This window comes from Pseudomonas sp. UMAB-08, assembly GCF_900095225.1.
Lineage (GTDB): Bacteria > Pseudomonadota > Gammaproteobacteria > Pseudomonadales > Pseudomonadaceae > Aquipseudomonas.
In genome coordinates, this window is sequence record NZ_LT607419.1 from 1 (window position 1) to 14789 (window position 14789).

14 protein-coding genes are annotated in these 14789 nt (G+C 57.3%); 12 read left to right on the forward strand and 2 right to left on the reverse strand.

All coding sequences use genetic code 11. From position 1 onward, the window contains the following. Positions 1-268 precede the first annotated feature (268 nt). The 3 genes from K0F75_RS11840 to K0F75_RS11850 all read left to right on the forward strand — a co-directional run bounded on the left by K0F75_RS11840 (position 269) and on the right by K0F75_RS11850 (position 3597). Positions 269-1399, forward strand: a complete 1131-nt coding sequence (locus K0F75_RS11840; protein WP_219062051.1) for a tyrosine-type recombinase/integrase — start codon at positions 269-271, stop codon at positions 1397-1399. A gap of 216 nt (positions 1400-1615) precedes the next feature. Next, positions 1616-2536, forward strand: coding sequence for an ornithine carbamoyltransferase (argF, locus tag K0F75_RS11845; protein WP_219062052.1), 921 nt, complete (start codon positions 1616-1618; stop codon positions 2534-2536). Next, positions 2533-3597 carry an ABC transporter ATP-binding protein gene (locus K0F75_RS11850; protein ID WP_219062053.1) on the forward strand — a complete coding sequence of 355 codons (1065 nt, stop codon included), beginning with the start codon at positions 2533-2535 and terminating at the stop codon, positions 3595-3597. Before argF ends, K0F75_RS11850 begins: the two co-directional genes overlap by 4 nt. 16 nt (positions 3598-3613) lie before the next feature. Here K0F75_RS11850 and K0F75_RS11855 read toward each other — a convergent pair whose 3' ends face one another. Continuing rightward, complete coding sequence (locus K0F75_RS11855) at positions 3614-4396, reverse strand: PhzF family phenazine biosynthesis protein (protein ID WP_219062054.1); 783 nt, start codon at positions 4394-4396, stop codon at positions 3614-3616. A gap of 95 nt (positions 4397-4491) precedes the next feature. Next, complete coding sequence (gene ybaK, locus K0F75_RS11860; protein ID WP_219062055.1) at positions 4492-4962, reverse strand: Cys-tRNA(Pro) deacylase; 471 nt, start codon at positions 4960-4962, stop codon at positions 4492-4494. 386 nt (positions 4963-5348) lie between these two features. Here ybaK and K0F75_RS11865 point away from each other — a divergent pair, with 386 nt between their 5' ends. From K0F75_RS11865 to K0F75_RS11905, 9 genes are all read left to right on the forward strand, one after another. Then, entirely contained in the window at positions 5349-6215 is an 867-nt protein-coding gene (locus K0F75_RS11865; RefSeq protein WP_219062056.1) for an MIP/aquaporin family protein, read from the forward strand. A 30-nt stretch (positions 6216-6245) separates the two neighbouring features. Further along, positions 6246-7751 (forward strand): glycerol kinase GlpK, encoded by a 1506-nt coding sequence (gene glpK, locus K0F75_RS11870; protein WP_219062057.1) that lies wholly within the window; start codon positions 6246-6248, stop codon positions 7749-7751. A 113-nt stretch (positions 7752-7864) separates the two neighbouring features. Then, a complete protein-coding gene (locus tag K0F75_RS11875; RefSeq protein WP_219062058.1) occupies positions 7865-8620 on the forward strand; it encodes a DeoR/GlpR family transcriptional regulator in 756 nt (251 codons plus the stop codon). Between the two features lie 300 nt (positions 8621-8920). Continuing rightward, a complete protein-coding gene (glpD, locus tag K0F75_RS11880) occupies positions 8921-10459 on the forward strand; it encodes a glycerol-3-phosphate dehydrogenase (RefSeq protein WP_219062059.1) in 1539 nt (512 codons plus the stop codon). 320 nt (positions 10460-10779) lie between these two features. Further along, complete coding sequence (locus K0F75_RS11885; RefSeq protein ID WP_219062060.1) at positions 10780-11694, forward strand: glutamate/aspartate ABC transporter substrate-binding protein; 915 nt, start codon at positions 10780-10782, stop codon at positions 11692-11694. 89 nt (positions 11695-11783) lie between these two features. Next, a complete protein-coding gene (locus K0F75_RS11890; protein ID WP_219062061.1) occupies positions 11784-12530 on the forward strand; it encodes an amino acid ABC transporter permease in 747 nt (248 codons plus the stop codon). Beyond that, a complete protein-coding gene (locus tag K0F75_RS11895; protein ID WP_219062346.1) occupies positions 12527-13195 on the forward strand; it encodes an amino acid ABC transporter permease in 669 nt (222 codons plus the stop codon). The genes K0F75_RS11890 and K0F75_RS11895 overlap by 4 nt, the downstream gene beginning before the upstream one ends. After that, positions 13192-13926 (forward strand): amino acid ABC transporter ATP-binding protein, encoded by a 735-nt coding sequence (locus K0F75_RS11900; protein WP_219062062.1) that lies wholly within the window; start codon positions 13192-13194, stop codon positions 13924-13926. Before K0F75_RS11895 ends, K0F75_RS11900 begins: the two co-directional genes overlap by 4 nt. Before the next feature lie 66 nt (positions 13927-13992). After that, the coding region (locus K0F75_RS11905) for a cache domain-containing protein (protein WP_257604341.1) at positions 13993-14789 on the forward strand (797 nt) is incomplete at its 3' end.

The window sequence follows — 14789 nt, forward strand, 5'->3', positions numbered from 1 at the left end:
GCCTATCAACTGGCCTACCCCGCCTAATCCACCACCTTCTGCCGCCACGCGCGGCATGGAGCAGTACGCGCATGTCTTCGAAAAAACCATTGATCCTGGATGACCTTGAATCATTTCAGGTCGATAAGATCCCCGAATCAAAGTTGGCCGAACTGATCGGCACAACTTCCAGAGCGCTTGAGTACAAGCGGCTCACCGGAATCATCCCGCAAGGCGTCTGGGAGAAAGTTAACGGACGCATCATGTTCAGCTTGGAGCGATACAACGCATGGGCAGAAAATCAATGGGTCTCCCTGATGGCGTCGAGGCCCGCGGCGAAGCGGTCCGCATCCGTTTTACGTGGAACGGTCAGCGCCGAAGTGAACCGACTCCCCATAAGCCGACCGCGAAAGGGCTCGCCTCGGCAGGCAGTCTCTGTGCTCGTGTAAAGGAAATGATCAAGCTGGGCGTCATGACTGACGATATGTACGCCCAGATGTTCCCGAACTCAAATTACAACCTGGACCGAAAGACCCCGACGTTCGGAGAGTTCTCGCAGACATGGCTTAATAGTCGGGACATCGTGAAGGAGACGCGCGACAACTACCTAGCGATCCTGAACGGTGTATGGATGCCTGCTTTGTCGAGTAGGCGAATCGATGACATCACCTCGGCCGACATCCGCAAGATCGTGGCTTCTATCGAGTGGGATTCGCCGGGGATTCGCCGCAATGCGATGGACAAGTTATCGAGCGTGCTGGCCACTGCCGTGATGGACGGCCATATGTCGCGCAACCCGTGCAAGTCCATGCCGCGCGCGAAGCTGCCAAAACGCCAAGTTGACCCCTTCGAGCGTGACGAGGCGGAGCGGATTATCGCCAGCATGTACGAAGCGCTTATCGGGCGCACGCAGATCTATGCAGCTTATTTTGAGTTTTGTTTTTTTACAGGCATGCGTCCCGGTGAAGTCCGGGCGCTGAAGTGGTCGGAGGTAAGCGAGGAGAAAAAGAGGGTTCACGTCTGCAGGCAGATCGTGAAAGGCCAGCTGGTCGAGCGAATAAAGACCAAGACCGTTCGGGATGTGTTGCTGAATGATCGAGCACTTCATGCGATTGAGGTGGCGCGCTCGATGGCTAGCGATGGTGCGGAGTTCGTGTTTACCACAGCAAAGGGACCTGGAAGCTGGATTGCATCCGACAGCACGACCAAGAAATACTTCATGGCGTCACTGGTCAGGCTCGGCATCCGCCGTCGTCGCCAGTACGACTGCCGACACACCTACGCGACCATGTGCCTGATGGCGAACATGAACACGGCCTTTATTGCCAACCAGCTTGGTCACAGTGTACAAATGCTGCTCTCGACCTATGCGAAGTGGATCAACTCTACGTCGGATTGGGCCGAGCTTAGCAAGCTATAAATGTCCACTTTGGCCCACTATTGGCCCATGGCAATTTCGAAACAGCTAGAAACCCTTACAGATCAAAGGCGCTATTGGCAATACGCGACATTTGCTTATAACATCGCGCCTTTCCCTATTCGTCGCCCCGTGCGGCTTTCGCCGCAGGTCTCGCCCGTTTTCCTGATAAAACCCGGCTTTGAGTATCTGCGGTCTGTTGCAAAAAGGTAGTTAATGATGAGCGCAAGGCACTTTCTCTCGATGATGGATTACACGCCAGAAGAGCTAGTCAGCGTGATTCGTCGCGGCATAGAGCTGAAGGACCTGCGTAACCGCGGCGTACTCTTCGAGCCACTGAAAAACCGGGTTCTCGGCATGATTTTCGAGAAATCCTCGACGCGCACGCGTATTTCGTTCGAAGCCGGGATGATCCAGCTGGGTGGTCAGGCGATCTTTCTGTCGCCTCGCGACACCCAACTGGGTCGAGGCGAACCGATCAGCGACTGCGCGAAAGTCATGTCGCGCATGGTCGATGCGGTGATGATACGGACGTTCGCCCACAGCAACCTGACGGAGTTTGCCGCCAACTCCCGCGTACCCGTGATCAACGGCCTTTCCGATGACCTACACCCCTGCCAGCTGCTGGCGGACATGCAAACCTTTCTCGAACATCGCGGTTCGATTCAGGGCAAAACCGTGGCGTGGATCGGCGATGGCAACAACATGTGTAACAGCTATATAGAAGCCGCGATCCAGTTCGATTTTCAGCTACGTGTCGCCTGCCCCGAAGGTTACGAGCCCAACGCCGAATTCCTCGCACTGGCCGGTGACAGGGTCAGCGTCGTTCGAGACCCTCGGCTAGCCGTGGCAGGCGCACATCTGGTCAGCACCGATGTCTGGACCTCAATGGGTCAGGAAGAGGAAACCGCCAAGCGGCTGGCCTTGTTCGCCCCCTTCCAGGTGACGCGCGAGTTGCTTGATCTGGCCGCCGAAGACGTCCTGTTCATGCATTGTCTGCCCGCTCACCGTGGTGAAGAAATCAGCCTTGATCTGCTCGACGACCCTCGAGCTGTGGCCTGGGATCAAGCCGAAAACCGCCTGCACGCGCAAAAAGCACTGCTTGAACTTCTGGTCGAGCCGGCCTACCACCACGCATGAGCCAGCCTTTACTGCTGAATCTGCGCAATCTGGCGTGTGGTTATCAGGATCAACGGGTGGTGCAGGACCTTAACCTGCACCTCAATACCGGCGATATTGGCTGCTTGCTGGGCTCCTCCGGGTGCGGCAAGACCACCACACTGCGTGCCATCGCCGGGTTTGAGCCGGTGTATGAAGGTGAAATTACGCTGGCCGGCGAAGTGATCTCGCGCCCAGGCTTCACCCTGGCGCCCGAGAAGCGCCGGATCGGCATGGTCTTTCAGGACTACGCGCTGTTTCCGCACCTGAGTGTCGCGGAAAACATCGGTTTCGGCATTCGCAAACACCCCCGCCTCAAGCAGGTCACCGACGAACTGCTCGAACTGGTCAACCTCGGCACGCTGGGCAAACGTTACCCGCATGAGTTGTCAGGCGGCCAACAACAGCGTGTCGCACTGGCTCGAGCCTTGGCACCGGAGCCTCAGCTGCTGTTGCTGGATGAGCCTTTTTCCAACCTCGACGGTGAGCTGCGGCGGCGTCTCAGTCACGAAGTCCGCGAGATCCTCAAGGTACGTGGCACCAGCGCAATTCTGGTGACTCACGATCAGGAAGAAGCCTTTGCTGTCAGCGATCACGTCGGCGTCTTCAAAGAAGGACGCCTTGAGCAGTGGGATACGCCCTACAACCTCTATCACGAACCGCTGACCCCCTTCGTCGCCAGCTTTATCGGCAAGGGCTATTTCATCCGCGGGCAACTCGTCAGTCCGGAATCGGTGCAGACCGAGCTGGGTCTGTTACGTGGCAATCGCGCCTATGTTTGGGCGGCCGGCAGCGCCGTGGACGTGCTGCTAAGGCCAGACGACATCGTCTACGCGCCAGACAGCACACTCAAGGCGCTCGTTGTGAGCAAGACCTTTCAGGGCGCTTCGACACTGTATCGACTGCAAATGCCAACAGGCAGCCAACTGGAAGCGATTTTCCCCAGCCACGCCGACTATCGCGCGGGCGATGAGGTCGGGATTCGTGTGGCGGCTGATCATCTGGTGCTGTTCCAGGCAGCCGGCAGTCTCAGGCAAATCTAACGCCTCTACCGGGGCATCAACCGAGCAATAGCTTCCCGCTCGCCACCAAGGTTGCATGCCCACCGATTTTGACGCGCTCCCCCTCCAGTCGACAGAACAGCTCGCCGCCACGGGTCGAGCATTGGTAGGCGGTCAGCCCTTGTTTGCCAAGACGCTTCGACCAATAGGGAATCAGACAGCAGTGGGTGGAGCCAGTCACAGGGTCCTCGGGGATACCGATAGCCGGTGCGAAGTAGCGGGAGACAAAATCATGCTGGGTGCCCATGGCAGTGACGATAACGCCTGGCCACGGTAAACGCGCCAACGCAGCCATATCGGGCGCGCAGTCGCGCACCGCCTGTTCGGACTCCAGGACCACCAGCAACTCGGTCGAGCCCAACACATCGACGATATCGATGCCCAGCGCGCGCTGAAGCTCGACAGTCACCCCCACTTCGTGAGGCACCAGGGCCGGAAAGTCCAGCAACAACCGATCGTTTTCGCGGGTGACGCTCATGACGCCGGACTTGCCAATATAATCTATCCGCTCGACCGGCTCTTTGTAGACCTCGAATAACACGTAAGCGCTGGCCAGGGTGGCGTGACCACACAGCGGGACTTCCGTGGTCGGAGTAAACCAGCGGATGTGCCAACCCTGAGCTTCGCGGACCAGAAACGCGGTTTCCGCCAGATTGTGCTCGGCAGCGATTCGCTGCATCAACTCATCCGCTAGCCAGGCATCCAGTCGATAGACCATCGCCGGGTTGCCACTGAACGGGCGGTTACTGAAGGCGTCGACCTGATGAAATTCAAGCTGCATGAGCTGGCCCGTCCCTGACATTATTTGCCCCAGCATGCGCGTCTGCCGGATGCACCGCCAGTCACAGAACGTGTCGTTATCGACAATACAGAGCGCTAAGCGCGACCAATCCCGGAAAACGTTGCCTGGGTGAGCTCCGCCAGTACAGCAGCCGAAAGCTCCACCTCCAGGCCCCGGCGCCCGGCGCTGACGAAGACAGTGGCGAAAGACTGGGCCGATTGATCAATGAAGGTACGCAACCTCTTCTTCTGCCCTAACGGGCTAATGCCGCCCAGTAAATAGCCTGTGGCGCGCTGAGCGGCTGCGGGATCGGCCATTTCGACTTTTTTGGCGCCCGCTGCATGCGCCAACGCTTTGAGATCAAGACTTCCGACGACCGGGACCACCGCCACCAGCAATTCGCCTTTTTCAGTCACCGCCAACAGGGTTTTAAACACCTGTGCAGGCTCCAGACCAAGCTTCTCCGCCGCCTCCAGACCATAAGAGGCCGCCTTCGGGTCGTGTTCATAACTGTGCACACGGTGCTCTGCGCGAACTTTTTTCAACAAATCCAATGCGGGGGTCATGCAGCTCTCCGGGATGTCGCAGGGCGTTGAGATCAAAACGCCTACTTTAGGACATCTCCAGCCAAAACACCTTATTGGCAGCGATATTCAAGCTATGTCGCCGTCATGGCCGGTACCAAAAATAAATTTAAGGGCAGCAATAAGACGTTTCCTACATAGAAATGGGCAACGAACTAAAGACTGGCGGTCCGATTATGGCCTACGGTTCACTTTCGACCTTTGACAGCATTCTTTCTTGTCTATATTTTTTCGATAACGAATATTTTCGGTTTGGTGGTGACTAAGGATCGTTGGCTGCTCGGAGACGGGGACTTCTCTGATGTGGAAAAAGATAAGCGCTGATGACTTTCCTTCAGCGTTTCAGAACAACAAAAAAAGAGGCTTCCATGACAACGGCTATACAGCAACCCCTGCAACAACCGACGCTGACGGGTCAATGCCTGGCTGAATTCCTGGGCACCGCGTTGTTGATTTTTTTTGGTACCGGTTGCGTTGCAGCGCTCAAGGTCGCTGGTGCCAGCTTTGGGCTGTGGGAAATCAGCATCATCTGGGGCATTGGCGTCAGCATGGCGATTTACCTGACCGCTGGCGTATCCGGCGCACACCTCAATCCTGCCGTGAGCATTGCGCTGTGCATTTTCGGTGACTTCGAAAAGCGAAAGCTGCCGTTCTATATTCTCGCCCAAGTGGCCGGCGCCTTTTGTGCGGCCGCGTTGGTGTACCTGCTCTACATCAGCCTGTTCTTCGAATTCGAACACGTGCACCACATGGTGCGCGGGACTCAAGCCAGCCTTGAGCTGGCTTCAATCTTTTCCACATACCCCAATCCCGCGATATCCACCGGGCAAGCCTTCTTGGTTGAAGTGGTGATCACCGCCATTCTCATGTGCGTGATCATGTCCTTGACCGACGACAACAACGGTTTGCCTCGAGGGCCCATGGCGCCGTTGCTGATTGGCTTGTTGATCGCCGTGATCGGCAGCGCCATGGGGCCACTGACCGGGTTTGCGATGAACCCGGCGCGGGATTTCGGCCCTAAACTGATGACATTCTTCGCGGGGTGGGGTCCGATGGCGTTTACCGGCGGCCGTGAAACCCCCTATTTTCTGATCCCGATTTTCGCGCCAATCCTTGGCGCCTGTCTGGGTGCTGCAAGCTATCGCGGGCTGATCGCCCGCCACCTGCCCAGTGCCCTTGTTGTAGAGCAGAAGGACGCCAGCGTCGTTCGCAGCAAAGCTCAGGCTTCATCTTGAACCTCACCCATCCAGTGCAAGGCAATCGACATGACTGACACACAGAATAAGAACTACATCATTGCCCTTGACCAGGGTACGACCAGTTCACGCGCCATTATTTTCGACCGCGATGCCAACGTGGTCAGTTCCGCGCAAAGCGAGTTCGTCCAGCATTACCCGCAAGCGGGATGGGTCGAACATGACCCTATGGAAATCTTCGCCACCCAGACCGCGTGCATGACCAAGGCACTCGCCCAGGCTGATCTGCATCATGATCAGATTGCGGCCATTGGCATCACCAATCAGCGTGAAACCACGGTCGTGTGGGAAAAAGAAACCGGCCGCCCTATCTACAACGCGATTGTCTGGCAATGCCGCCGCAGCACCGAGATCTGTCAGCAGCTCAAACGTGACGGCCTGGAAGACTACATCAAGGACACCACAGGACTGGTCACCGACCCTTACTTCTCAGGCACCAAGCTCAAGTGGATTCTCGATCACGTCGAAGGCAGTCGTGAACGCGCACGCAAAGGCGAGCTGCTGTTCGGCACCATTGATACCTGGCTGATCTGGAAATTCACCGGCGGCAAGGTTCACGTCACCGATTACACCAACGCCTCGCGCACTCTGCTCTTCAATATTCATACCCTGGAGTGGGATGAAAAGATGCTGAAGGTGCTGGATATCCCGCGCGAGATGTTGCCCGAGGTACGTTCCTCCTCAGAGGTTTACGGCCACAGCAAAAGCGGCATTCCTATCGCCGGTATTGCGGGAGACCAGCAAGCAGCCTTGTTCGGCCAGATGTGCGTCGAACCCGGTCAGGCGAAGAACACCTACGGCACCGGCTGCTTCCTGCTGATGAATACCGGAAAAAAAGCCGTGAAGTCGCAACATGGCATGCTGACCACCATCGCCTGCGGCCCACGCGGCGAAGTCGCTTATGCCCTTGAAGGCGCTGTATTCAACGGCGGTTCCACCATCCAGTGGCTGCGAGACGAACTGAAACTCATCAATGACGCGCTGGACACCGAGTACTTCGCCGGCAAGGTCAAGGACAGCAATGGCGTCTACCTCGTACCCGCCTTTACCGGGCTGGGCGCGCCGTACTGGGACCCGTATGCCCGTGGCGCATTGTTCGGCCTGACCCGCGGGGTCAAGGTCGACCACATCATTCGTGCCGCGCTCGAGTCGATCGCCTACCAGACACGTGACGTGCTGGACGCCATGCAGCAGGACTCCGGCGAACGCCTCAAAGCCTTGCGCGTGGACGGTGGCGCTGTGGCCAACAACTTTTTGATGCAGTTCCAGGCCGACATTCTCGGGACGATGGTCGAACGTCCGCAAATGCGTGAAACCACCGCACTGGGCGCCGCTTATCTGGCCGGCCTGGCCATCGGCTTCTGGGGCAGCCTGGACGAGTTGCGCAGCAAAGCGGTGATCGAGCGCGAATTCGAACCGCAACTTGCCGAGGAGGAAAGAGAAAAACTCTATGCCGGCTGGAAAAAAGCCGTGAGCCGCACCCGCGATTGGGAACCGCACGAAGAAAGCAACTGATCGACGACTGCCCGCAAGGGCGGGGAGCGGTATGAGTTTCCGGCTGACAGCGCTATTGGGCTGCGGCATGATGGTCGCCATTTGTTTGGCAGCCCGATAGGAAAATCAAAACAATGAACCTGCCTCCCCGCCAGCAGCAGATCCTAGAGCTGGTACGCGAACGCGGCTATGTCAGCATCGAAGAAATGGCTCAGCTGTTTGTCGTGACCCCGCAAACCATCCGCCGTGATATCAATCAATTGGCGGAAATGAGCCTGTTGCGCCGCTACCATGGCGGCGCAGCCTATGACTCGAGCATCGAGAACACGGCCTACGCCATGCGTGCGGACCAGATGCGCGATGAGAAACAACGGATCGCCGAGGCCATCGCCGCGCAGATCCCGGACCACGCCTCGCTGTTCATCAATATCGGCACCACCACCGAATCCATTGCCCGTGCGCTGCTCAATCACAACAACTTGAAAATCATCACCAACAACCTGCATGTTGCCTCGATCCTCAGCGCCAAGGATGACTTCGAAGTCCTGCTGGCTGGCGGCACTGTTCGCCGCGATGGGGGGGTGGTGGGTCAAGCCTGCGTCGACTTCATCAATCAGTTCAAAGTCGACTTCGCCTTGGTCGGCATCAGCGGCATTGATGAAGACGGCAGCTTGCTGGACTTTGATTATCAGGAAGTACGGGTGTCCCAGGCGATCATCGCCAACGCCCGAAAAGTGCTGCTGGCCGCCGACTCCAGCAAGTTCGGACGCAACGCCATGGTCCGCCTGGGACCGATCAGCCTGATCGACTGCCTGGTCACCGACGAGGCCCCCGTCCCTGCACTGATGCAGTTATTGACCCAGTACAAGATTCGTCTGGAAGTGGTCTGACCTCCCGACATCTATCTATCGCCTGACATGCAGCTTTCATCGCGAATAAATTCGTCCCCCCAGAGACCACAAACGTTCTATGGGAGCGAGTTCATTCGCGAGGGACGCGACGTACGCGTGCCTGGCACACTGAATTAAAATGTTCGAATTTATTCATTTCCCTCCCCTCCCATCAGTATTTTCAATGAATACAGACTGGATGCGCGCTCTTTATTGAGCTATGATTTTCGAAATTGAACATAAATGTTCGGATTCGCCGTTCGAAGCTATGTTTTGAAGATCCAGACAGGAGGCCATCAAATGCCCCACACCACCTTGCCCGTGCCACCGCTTTCCGAAATCTACGACATCGCCGTCATTGGCGGTGGTATCAATGGCGTAGGGATAGCAGCGGACGCAGCCGGTCGCGGTTTATCGGTGTTCCTTTGCGAAAAGGATGACCTGGCCAGCCATACATCATCAGCCAGCAGCAAGCTGATCCATGGTGGACTGCGCTATCTCGAACATTATGAATTTCGCCTGGTACGAGAAGCACTCGCCGAACGTGAAGTGCTGCTGGCCAAAGCGCCCCATATCGTCAAGCCGATGCGCTTCGTGCTCCCTCATCGTCCGCATCTGCGCCCGGCTTGGATGATCCGTGCCGGCCTGTTCTTGTACGACCATCTGGGCAAGCGGGAAAAGCTGCCCGCCTCGCGCAGCCTGCGCTTTGGCAGCGACAGCCCGCTAAACGCCACGATAACCCGCGGTTTCGAATACTCCGATTGCTGGGTAGACGACGCTCGCCTGGTGGTGCTCAACGCCATGGCCGCGCGTGAAAACGGCGCGCACGTTCATACCCAGACGCGCTGCATCAACGCCCGCCGCAGCAAGGGCCTGTGGCACATGAACATGGAACGCTCCGACGGCAGTCTGTTTTCCATTCGCGCCAAAGCGCTGGTCAACGCTGCCGGGCCCTGGGTTGCCAAATTCATTCGTGATGACCTGAAACTCGACTCCCCTTACGGCATTCGCCTGATTCAGGGCAGCCACCTGATCGTGCCCAAACTGTACGACGGCGAAAACGCGTTCATTCTGCAAAACGAAGACCAGCGCATCGTCTTCACGATTCCGTACCTGGAACGCTTCACCATCATCGGCACCACAGACCGTGAATATCAGGGCGATCCGAACAAGGTGACGATTACCGAAGACGAAATCGACTACCTGCTCAAAGTGGTCAATGAACACTTCAAGAAACAACTGAGCCGCAGCGACATCGTGCGCACCTATTCGGGCGTTCGTCCGCTGTGCAATGACGAATCGGACAACCCTTCAGCCGTGACCCGCGATTACACACTGTCACTCTCGGGCAGCGCTCAAGAAGCCCCGATCCTTTCGGTGTTCGGCGGCAAGTTGACGACTTATCGCAAGCTGGCAGAATCGGCGATGACCCACCTTGCGCCCTTCTTCCCGCACATGAAACCCAGCTGGACCGCCACTGCCAGCCTGCCCGGCGGCGAAGACATGAGCACGCCACAGGCCCTGAGTGGCGAATTGACGAAACGTTTCGACTGGCTGCCCAGCGACGTTGCCCAACGCTGGGCCCGCACCTACGGCAGCCGCAGCTGGCGCCTGCTCGAAGGTGTGCAGAGCCTCGCCGATATGGGCGAGCACCTCGGAGGCGGCCTCTACACCCGCGAAGTCGATTATCTGTGCAGCGAGGAATGGGCCCTGAATGCCGAAGACATTCTTTGGCGTCGCAGCAAGTTGGGTCTATTCACCACGCCGAGCGAGCAGGTGCGCGTGCAGGACTACCTCAATACCGTCACGCGCAATAAAAGCAGCATCGAAGCCGCCTGACCCTCCCCACCAATAGCCTCCTCGCAAAGGGGAGGTTGTTGTGCAGCAGCCTCAAGTCATTCGGTTTTCCGAACGCGCCTCCCCGATTAGTTCGGACTGCCGGACGCGGCCAGATTCTCCTGCGCTCTAAATCCAAATAAATACCATACAAATCAATATGTTAATCCTTGTCACCGCTTTGGCATGAGTCATGCTCTACACTCCATGTCGAATGTGCCGACTGTAGCGTGCGCCTGATTGGGCCGCCGCTGAACGCACTCGTTTACCCAGAGGACCTCCACACGGGTCCCCATAAAAAAAACAAAGTCGAGGATTAACTGATGCGCATCGTTCCCCATATTTTGGGCGCAGCAATCGCTGCCGCTCTGATTAGCACTCCAGTTTTCGCTGCCGAACTCACCGGCACACTGAAGAAAATCAAAGAGTCTGGCACCATCACCCTCGGACACCGCGACGCCTCCATCCCGTTTTCCTATATCGCTGACGCTTCCGGGGTTCCGGTCGGCTACTCCCACGACATACAGCTAAAAGTCGTCGACGCCATCAAGAAAGACCTGGCTATGCCTGACCTGAAGGTCAAATACAACCTGGTCACGTCGCAAACCCGTATCCCGCTGGTGCAAAACGGCACTGTAGACCTTGAGTGCGGCTCCACCACCAACAATGCCGAACGCGGCCAACAAGTTGACTTCTCGGTGGGCATCTTCGAAATCGGTACGCGCCTGCTGACCAAAAAAGACTCTCCGTACAAAGACTTCGCTGATCTGAAAGGCAAGAACGTCGTGACCACCGCGGGCACCACGTCCGAGCGCATCATCAAATCGATGAACGCCGACAAGCAGATGGGCATGAACGTCATCTCTGCCAAGGACCATGGCGAATCCTTCAACATGCTCGAGTCCGGCCGTGCGGTCGCGTTCATGATGGACGATGCCCTGCTCGCAGGCGAAATGGCCAAAGCCAAGAAGCCTGATGACTGGGCAGTGACCGGCACCGCGCAGTCCTATGAAATCTACGGCTGCATGGTTCGTAAAGACGACGCCCCGTTCAAGAAAGCTGTCGATGACGCAATCAAGGCAACGTTCACCTCGGGCGAGATCAACACGATCTACGCCAAATGGTTCATGCAGCCAATCCCGCCAAAGGGTCTGAACCTGAACTTCCCGATGAGTGACGAGCTGAAAAACCTGATCGCCAACCCTACCGACAAGCCGGCTCCCGACAAAGCCATCTAAACACTGGCTAATCTTTCACTTGAGCACGCAAACGCGCGCTCAAGTGAAATAAGGCGCCTGTGAATCGATCAAACTGAGGGGAGACCCTGATGAATTACAACTGGGACTGGGGCGTATTCCTCAAGTCCACCGGTATCGGCAAAGAAATCTATCTGGACTGGTACCTCACCGGCCTGGGCTGGACCATCGCTATCGCCGTCGCCGCCTGGATCATCGCGTTACTGCTGGGCTCTGTGCTCGGGGTCATGCGTACTGTGCCTAACCGCTGGGTGTCGGGCATTGCCACGGTTTACGTGGAACTTTTCCGTAACGTTCCGCTGCTGGTGCAATTGTTTATCTGGTACTTCCTGGTGCCGGATTTGCTGCCTGACAACCTTCAGCAGTGGTACAAGCAAGACCTCAACCCCACGACATCGGCCTTTCTAAGTGTTGTGGTCTGTCTTGGCCTGTTCACTGCTGCACGGGTTTGCGAACAAGTGCGCACCGGTATCCAGGCGCTGCCTGGCGGCCAGGAATCGGCGGCCAGAGCCATGGGCTTCAAACTGCCGCAGATCTACTGGAACGTGCTGCTGCCCCAGGCATACCGCATCATCATTCCACCCCTGACCTCGGAATTTCTGAACGTCTTCAAGAACTCGTCCGTAGCCTCGTTGATAGGCCTGATGGAGCTGCTTGCGCAGACCAAACAGACCGCCGAGTTCTCCGCCAACCTGTTCGAAGCCTTCACCTTGGCGACGCTGATCTACTTCACCTTGAACATGAGCCTGATGCTGTTGATGCGCATGATCGAGAAGAAAGTTGCAGTGCCCGGGCTGATTTCCCTGGGAGGTAAATAATGGACTTCAGTGGAATTGTTCCCGCCCTGCCGGGCATGTGGAACGGCATGATCATGACCCTGCAACTGATGGCGCTGGGCGTCATCGGCGGCATTGCACTTGGCACTGTCCTGGCGTTGATGCGCTTGTCATCGAGCAAGTTGCTGGCAAGGCTCGCCGGCGCTTACGTGAACTACTTTCGCTCGATCCCGCTGCTGCTGGTGATCACCTGGTTCTATCTGGCGGTGCCGTTTGTGCTGCGCTGGATCACTGGCGAAGACACCCCGATCGGAGCGTTCACCTCCTGTCTGGTGGCGTTCATGATGTTCGAGGCCGCGTACTTCTGCGAAATCGTCCGGGCCGGTGTCCAGTCCATCCCCAAAGGCCAGATGGGCGCAGCCCAGGCGTTAGGGATGAACTACGGGCAAATGATGCGTTTGATCATCCTGCCTCAGGCGTTTCGCAAGATGACCCCGCTGCTGCTGCAGCAGAGCATCATTTTGTTCCAGGACACTTCGCTGGTGTATGCCGTCGGCCTGGTGGACTTCCTCAATGCCACGCGCTCCAGTGGCGACATCATTGGCCGTTCCAATGAGTTCCTGATCTTCGCCGGTCTGGTGTATTTCACGATCAGCTTTGCCGCCTCGCTGCTGGTGAAGCGTCTGCAAAAAAGGTTCGCCGTATGATTTCCATCAAGAATATCAACAAGTGGTACGGAGACTTCCAGGTGCTGACTGATTGCAGCACCGAGGTCAAAAAAGGTGAAGTGGTGGTGGTTTGCGGCCCATCCGGCTCTGGCAAATCGACACTGATCAAGTGTGTGAATGCGCTGGAACCCTTCCAGAAGGGCGACATCATTGTCGACGGCACCTCGATCAGCGACCCCAAGACCAACCTGCCCAAACTGCGTTCGCGGGTAGGCATGGTGTTTCAGCATTTCGAACTGTTCCCACACCTGAGCATCGTCGAAAACCTGACCATCGCCCAGATCAAGGTCCTTGGCCGCAGCAAGGCCGAAGCGACCGAAAAAGGCCTCAAGCTGCTTGAGCGTGTCGGCTTGTCCGCGCATGCCAACAAGCACCCGGGTCAACTTTCCGGTGGTCAGCAACAACGCGTGGCGATTGCTCGTGCGTTGGCGATGGACCCGGTGGTCATGCTGTTCGATGAACCGACCTCGGCTCTGGACCCGGAAATGGTCAACGAAGTGCTCGACGTCATGGTGCAACTGGCCCACGAAGGCATGACCATGATGTGCGTGACCCATGAAATGGGCTTCGCCCGTAAAGTGGCGAACCGAGTGATCTTCATGGATCAGGGGCAAATCGTCGAAGATTGCGAGAAAGAAGAGTTCTTTGGTGATGTGACCGCACGCTCCGAGCGCGCCCAGCACTTCCTTGCCAAGATCCTGCAACACTAAGTAAGTCCAGCTGTCTGTGCCCACGCTTATCGGGCACAGACAGCTGGTCGGTCCTGGACGACTGTGATGAAATGCGATTCCAACCTTTATCGCGCCGCGCCGCCATCACTTGCCGTGAAACCCCGCCTGATACGCCACCTGTTTCTGCCCCCGCTGGTCGTCTTGCTGATGGTCGCGCTGGGCTATGTCAGCTATCTGATCAGCGAGCACAACGGCGTTCAAGCCCTGAGCGAGAACGGTGAACGGCAGCTGGAGCTGCACGCCCGCACCGTAGAAAGCGAGATCAGCAAATACACCTACCTGCCGAGCGTTCTCGAGCTTGAAGCCAACGTCTCGCGCCTATTGAATGACCCTACGCCGGAGCTGCGTCAGGACGTCAACGAATACCTGGAAGGCCTGAATCGCCGCAGTCGCAGCCGGGCGATTTACGTCCTCGACACCACCGGTCGCGTGCTGGCCACCAGCAACTGGCGTGATGCCGACAGTTATCTGGGCGAAGACCTGTCGTTCCGCGCTTACTTTCAGGACGCGGTGCGCGGCCTGCCCGGTCGTTTCTACGGGATTGGCAGCACCACCGGAGAGCCCGGCTATTACCTGGCCCACGGCCTGGAACAGCAAGGCAAGATCATTGGCGTCGCCGTGATCAAAGTGCGCCTCGAAGCCCTGGAAGAGCGCTGGCAACGGGCTCGACTGGAAGCCTTTGTCAGCGATGAGAATGGCATCATCATTCTGTCCAGCGACCCCTCGCGTCGACTGAAATCGGTTCGTCCGCTGACGCCGGAAACCAAGGAGCGGCTCGCACGCAGCCTGCAGTATTACTGGTGGCCACTGAATGAACTGGTGCCACTGGCCCGGGAGCAACT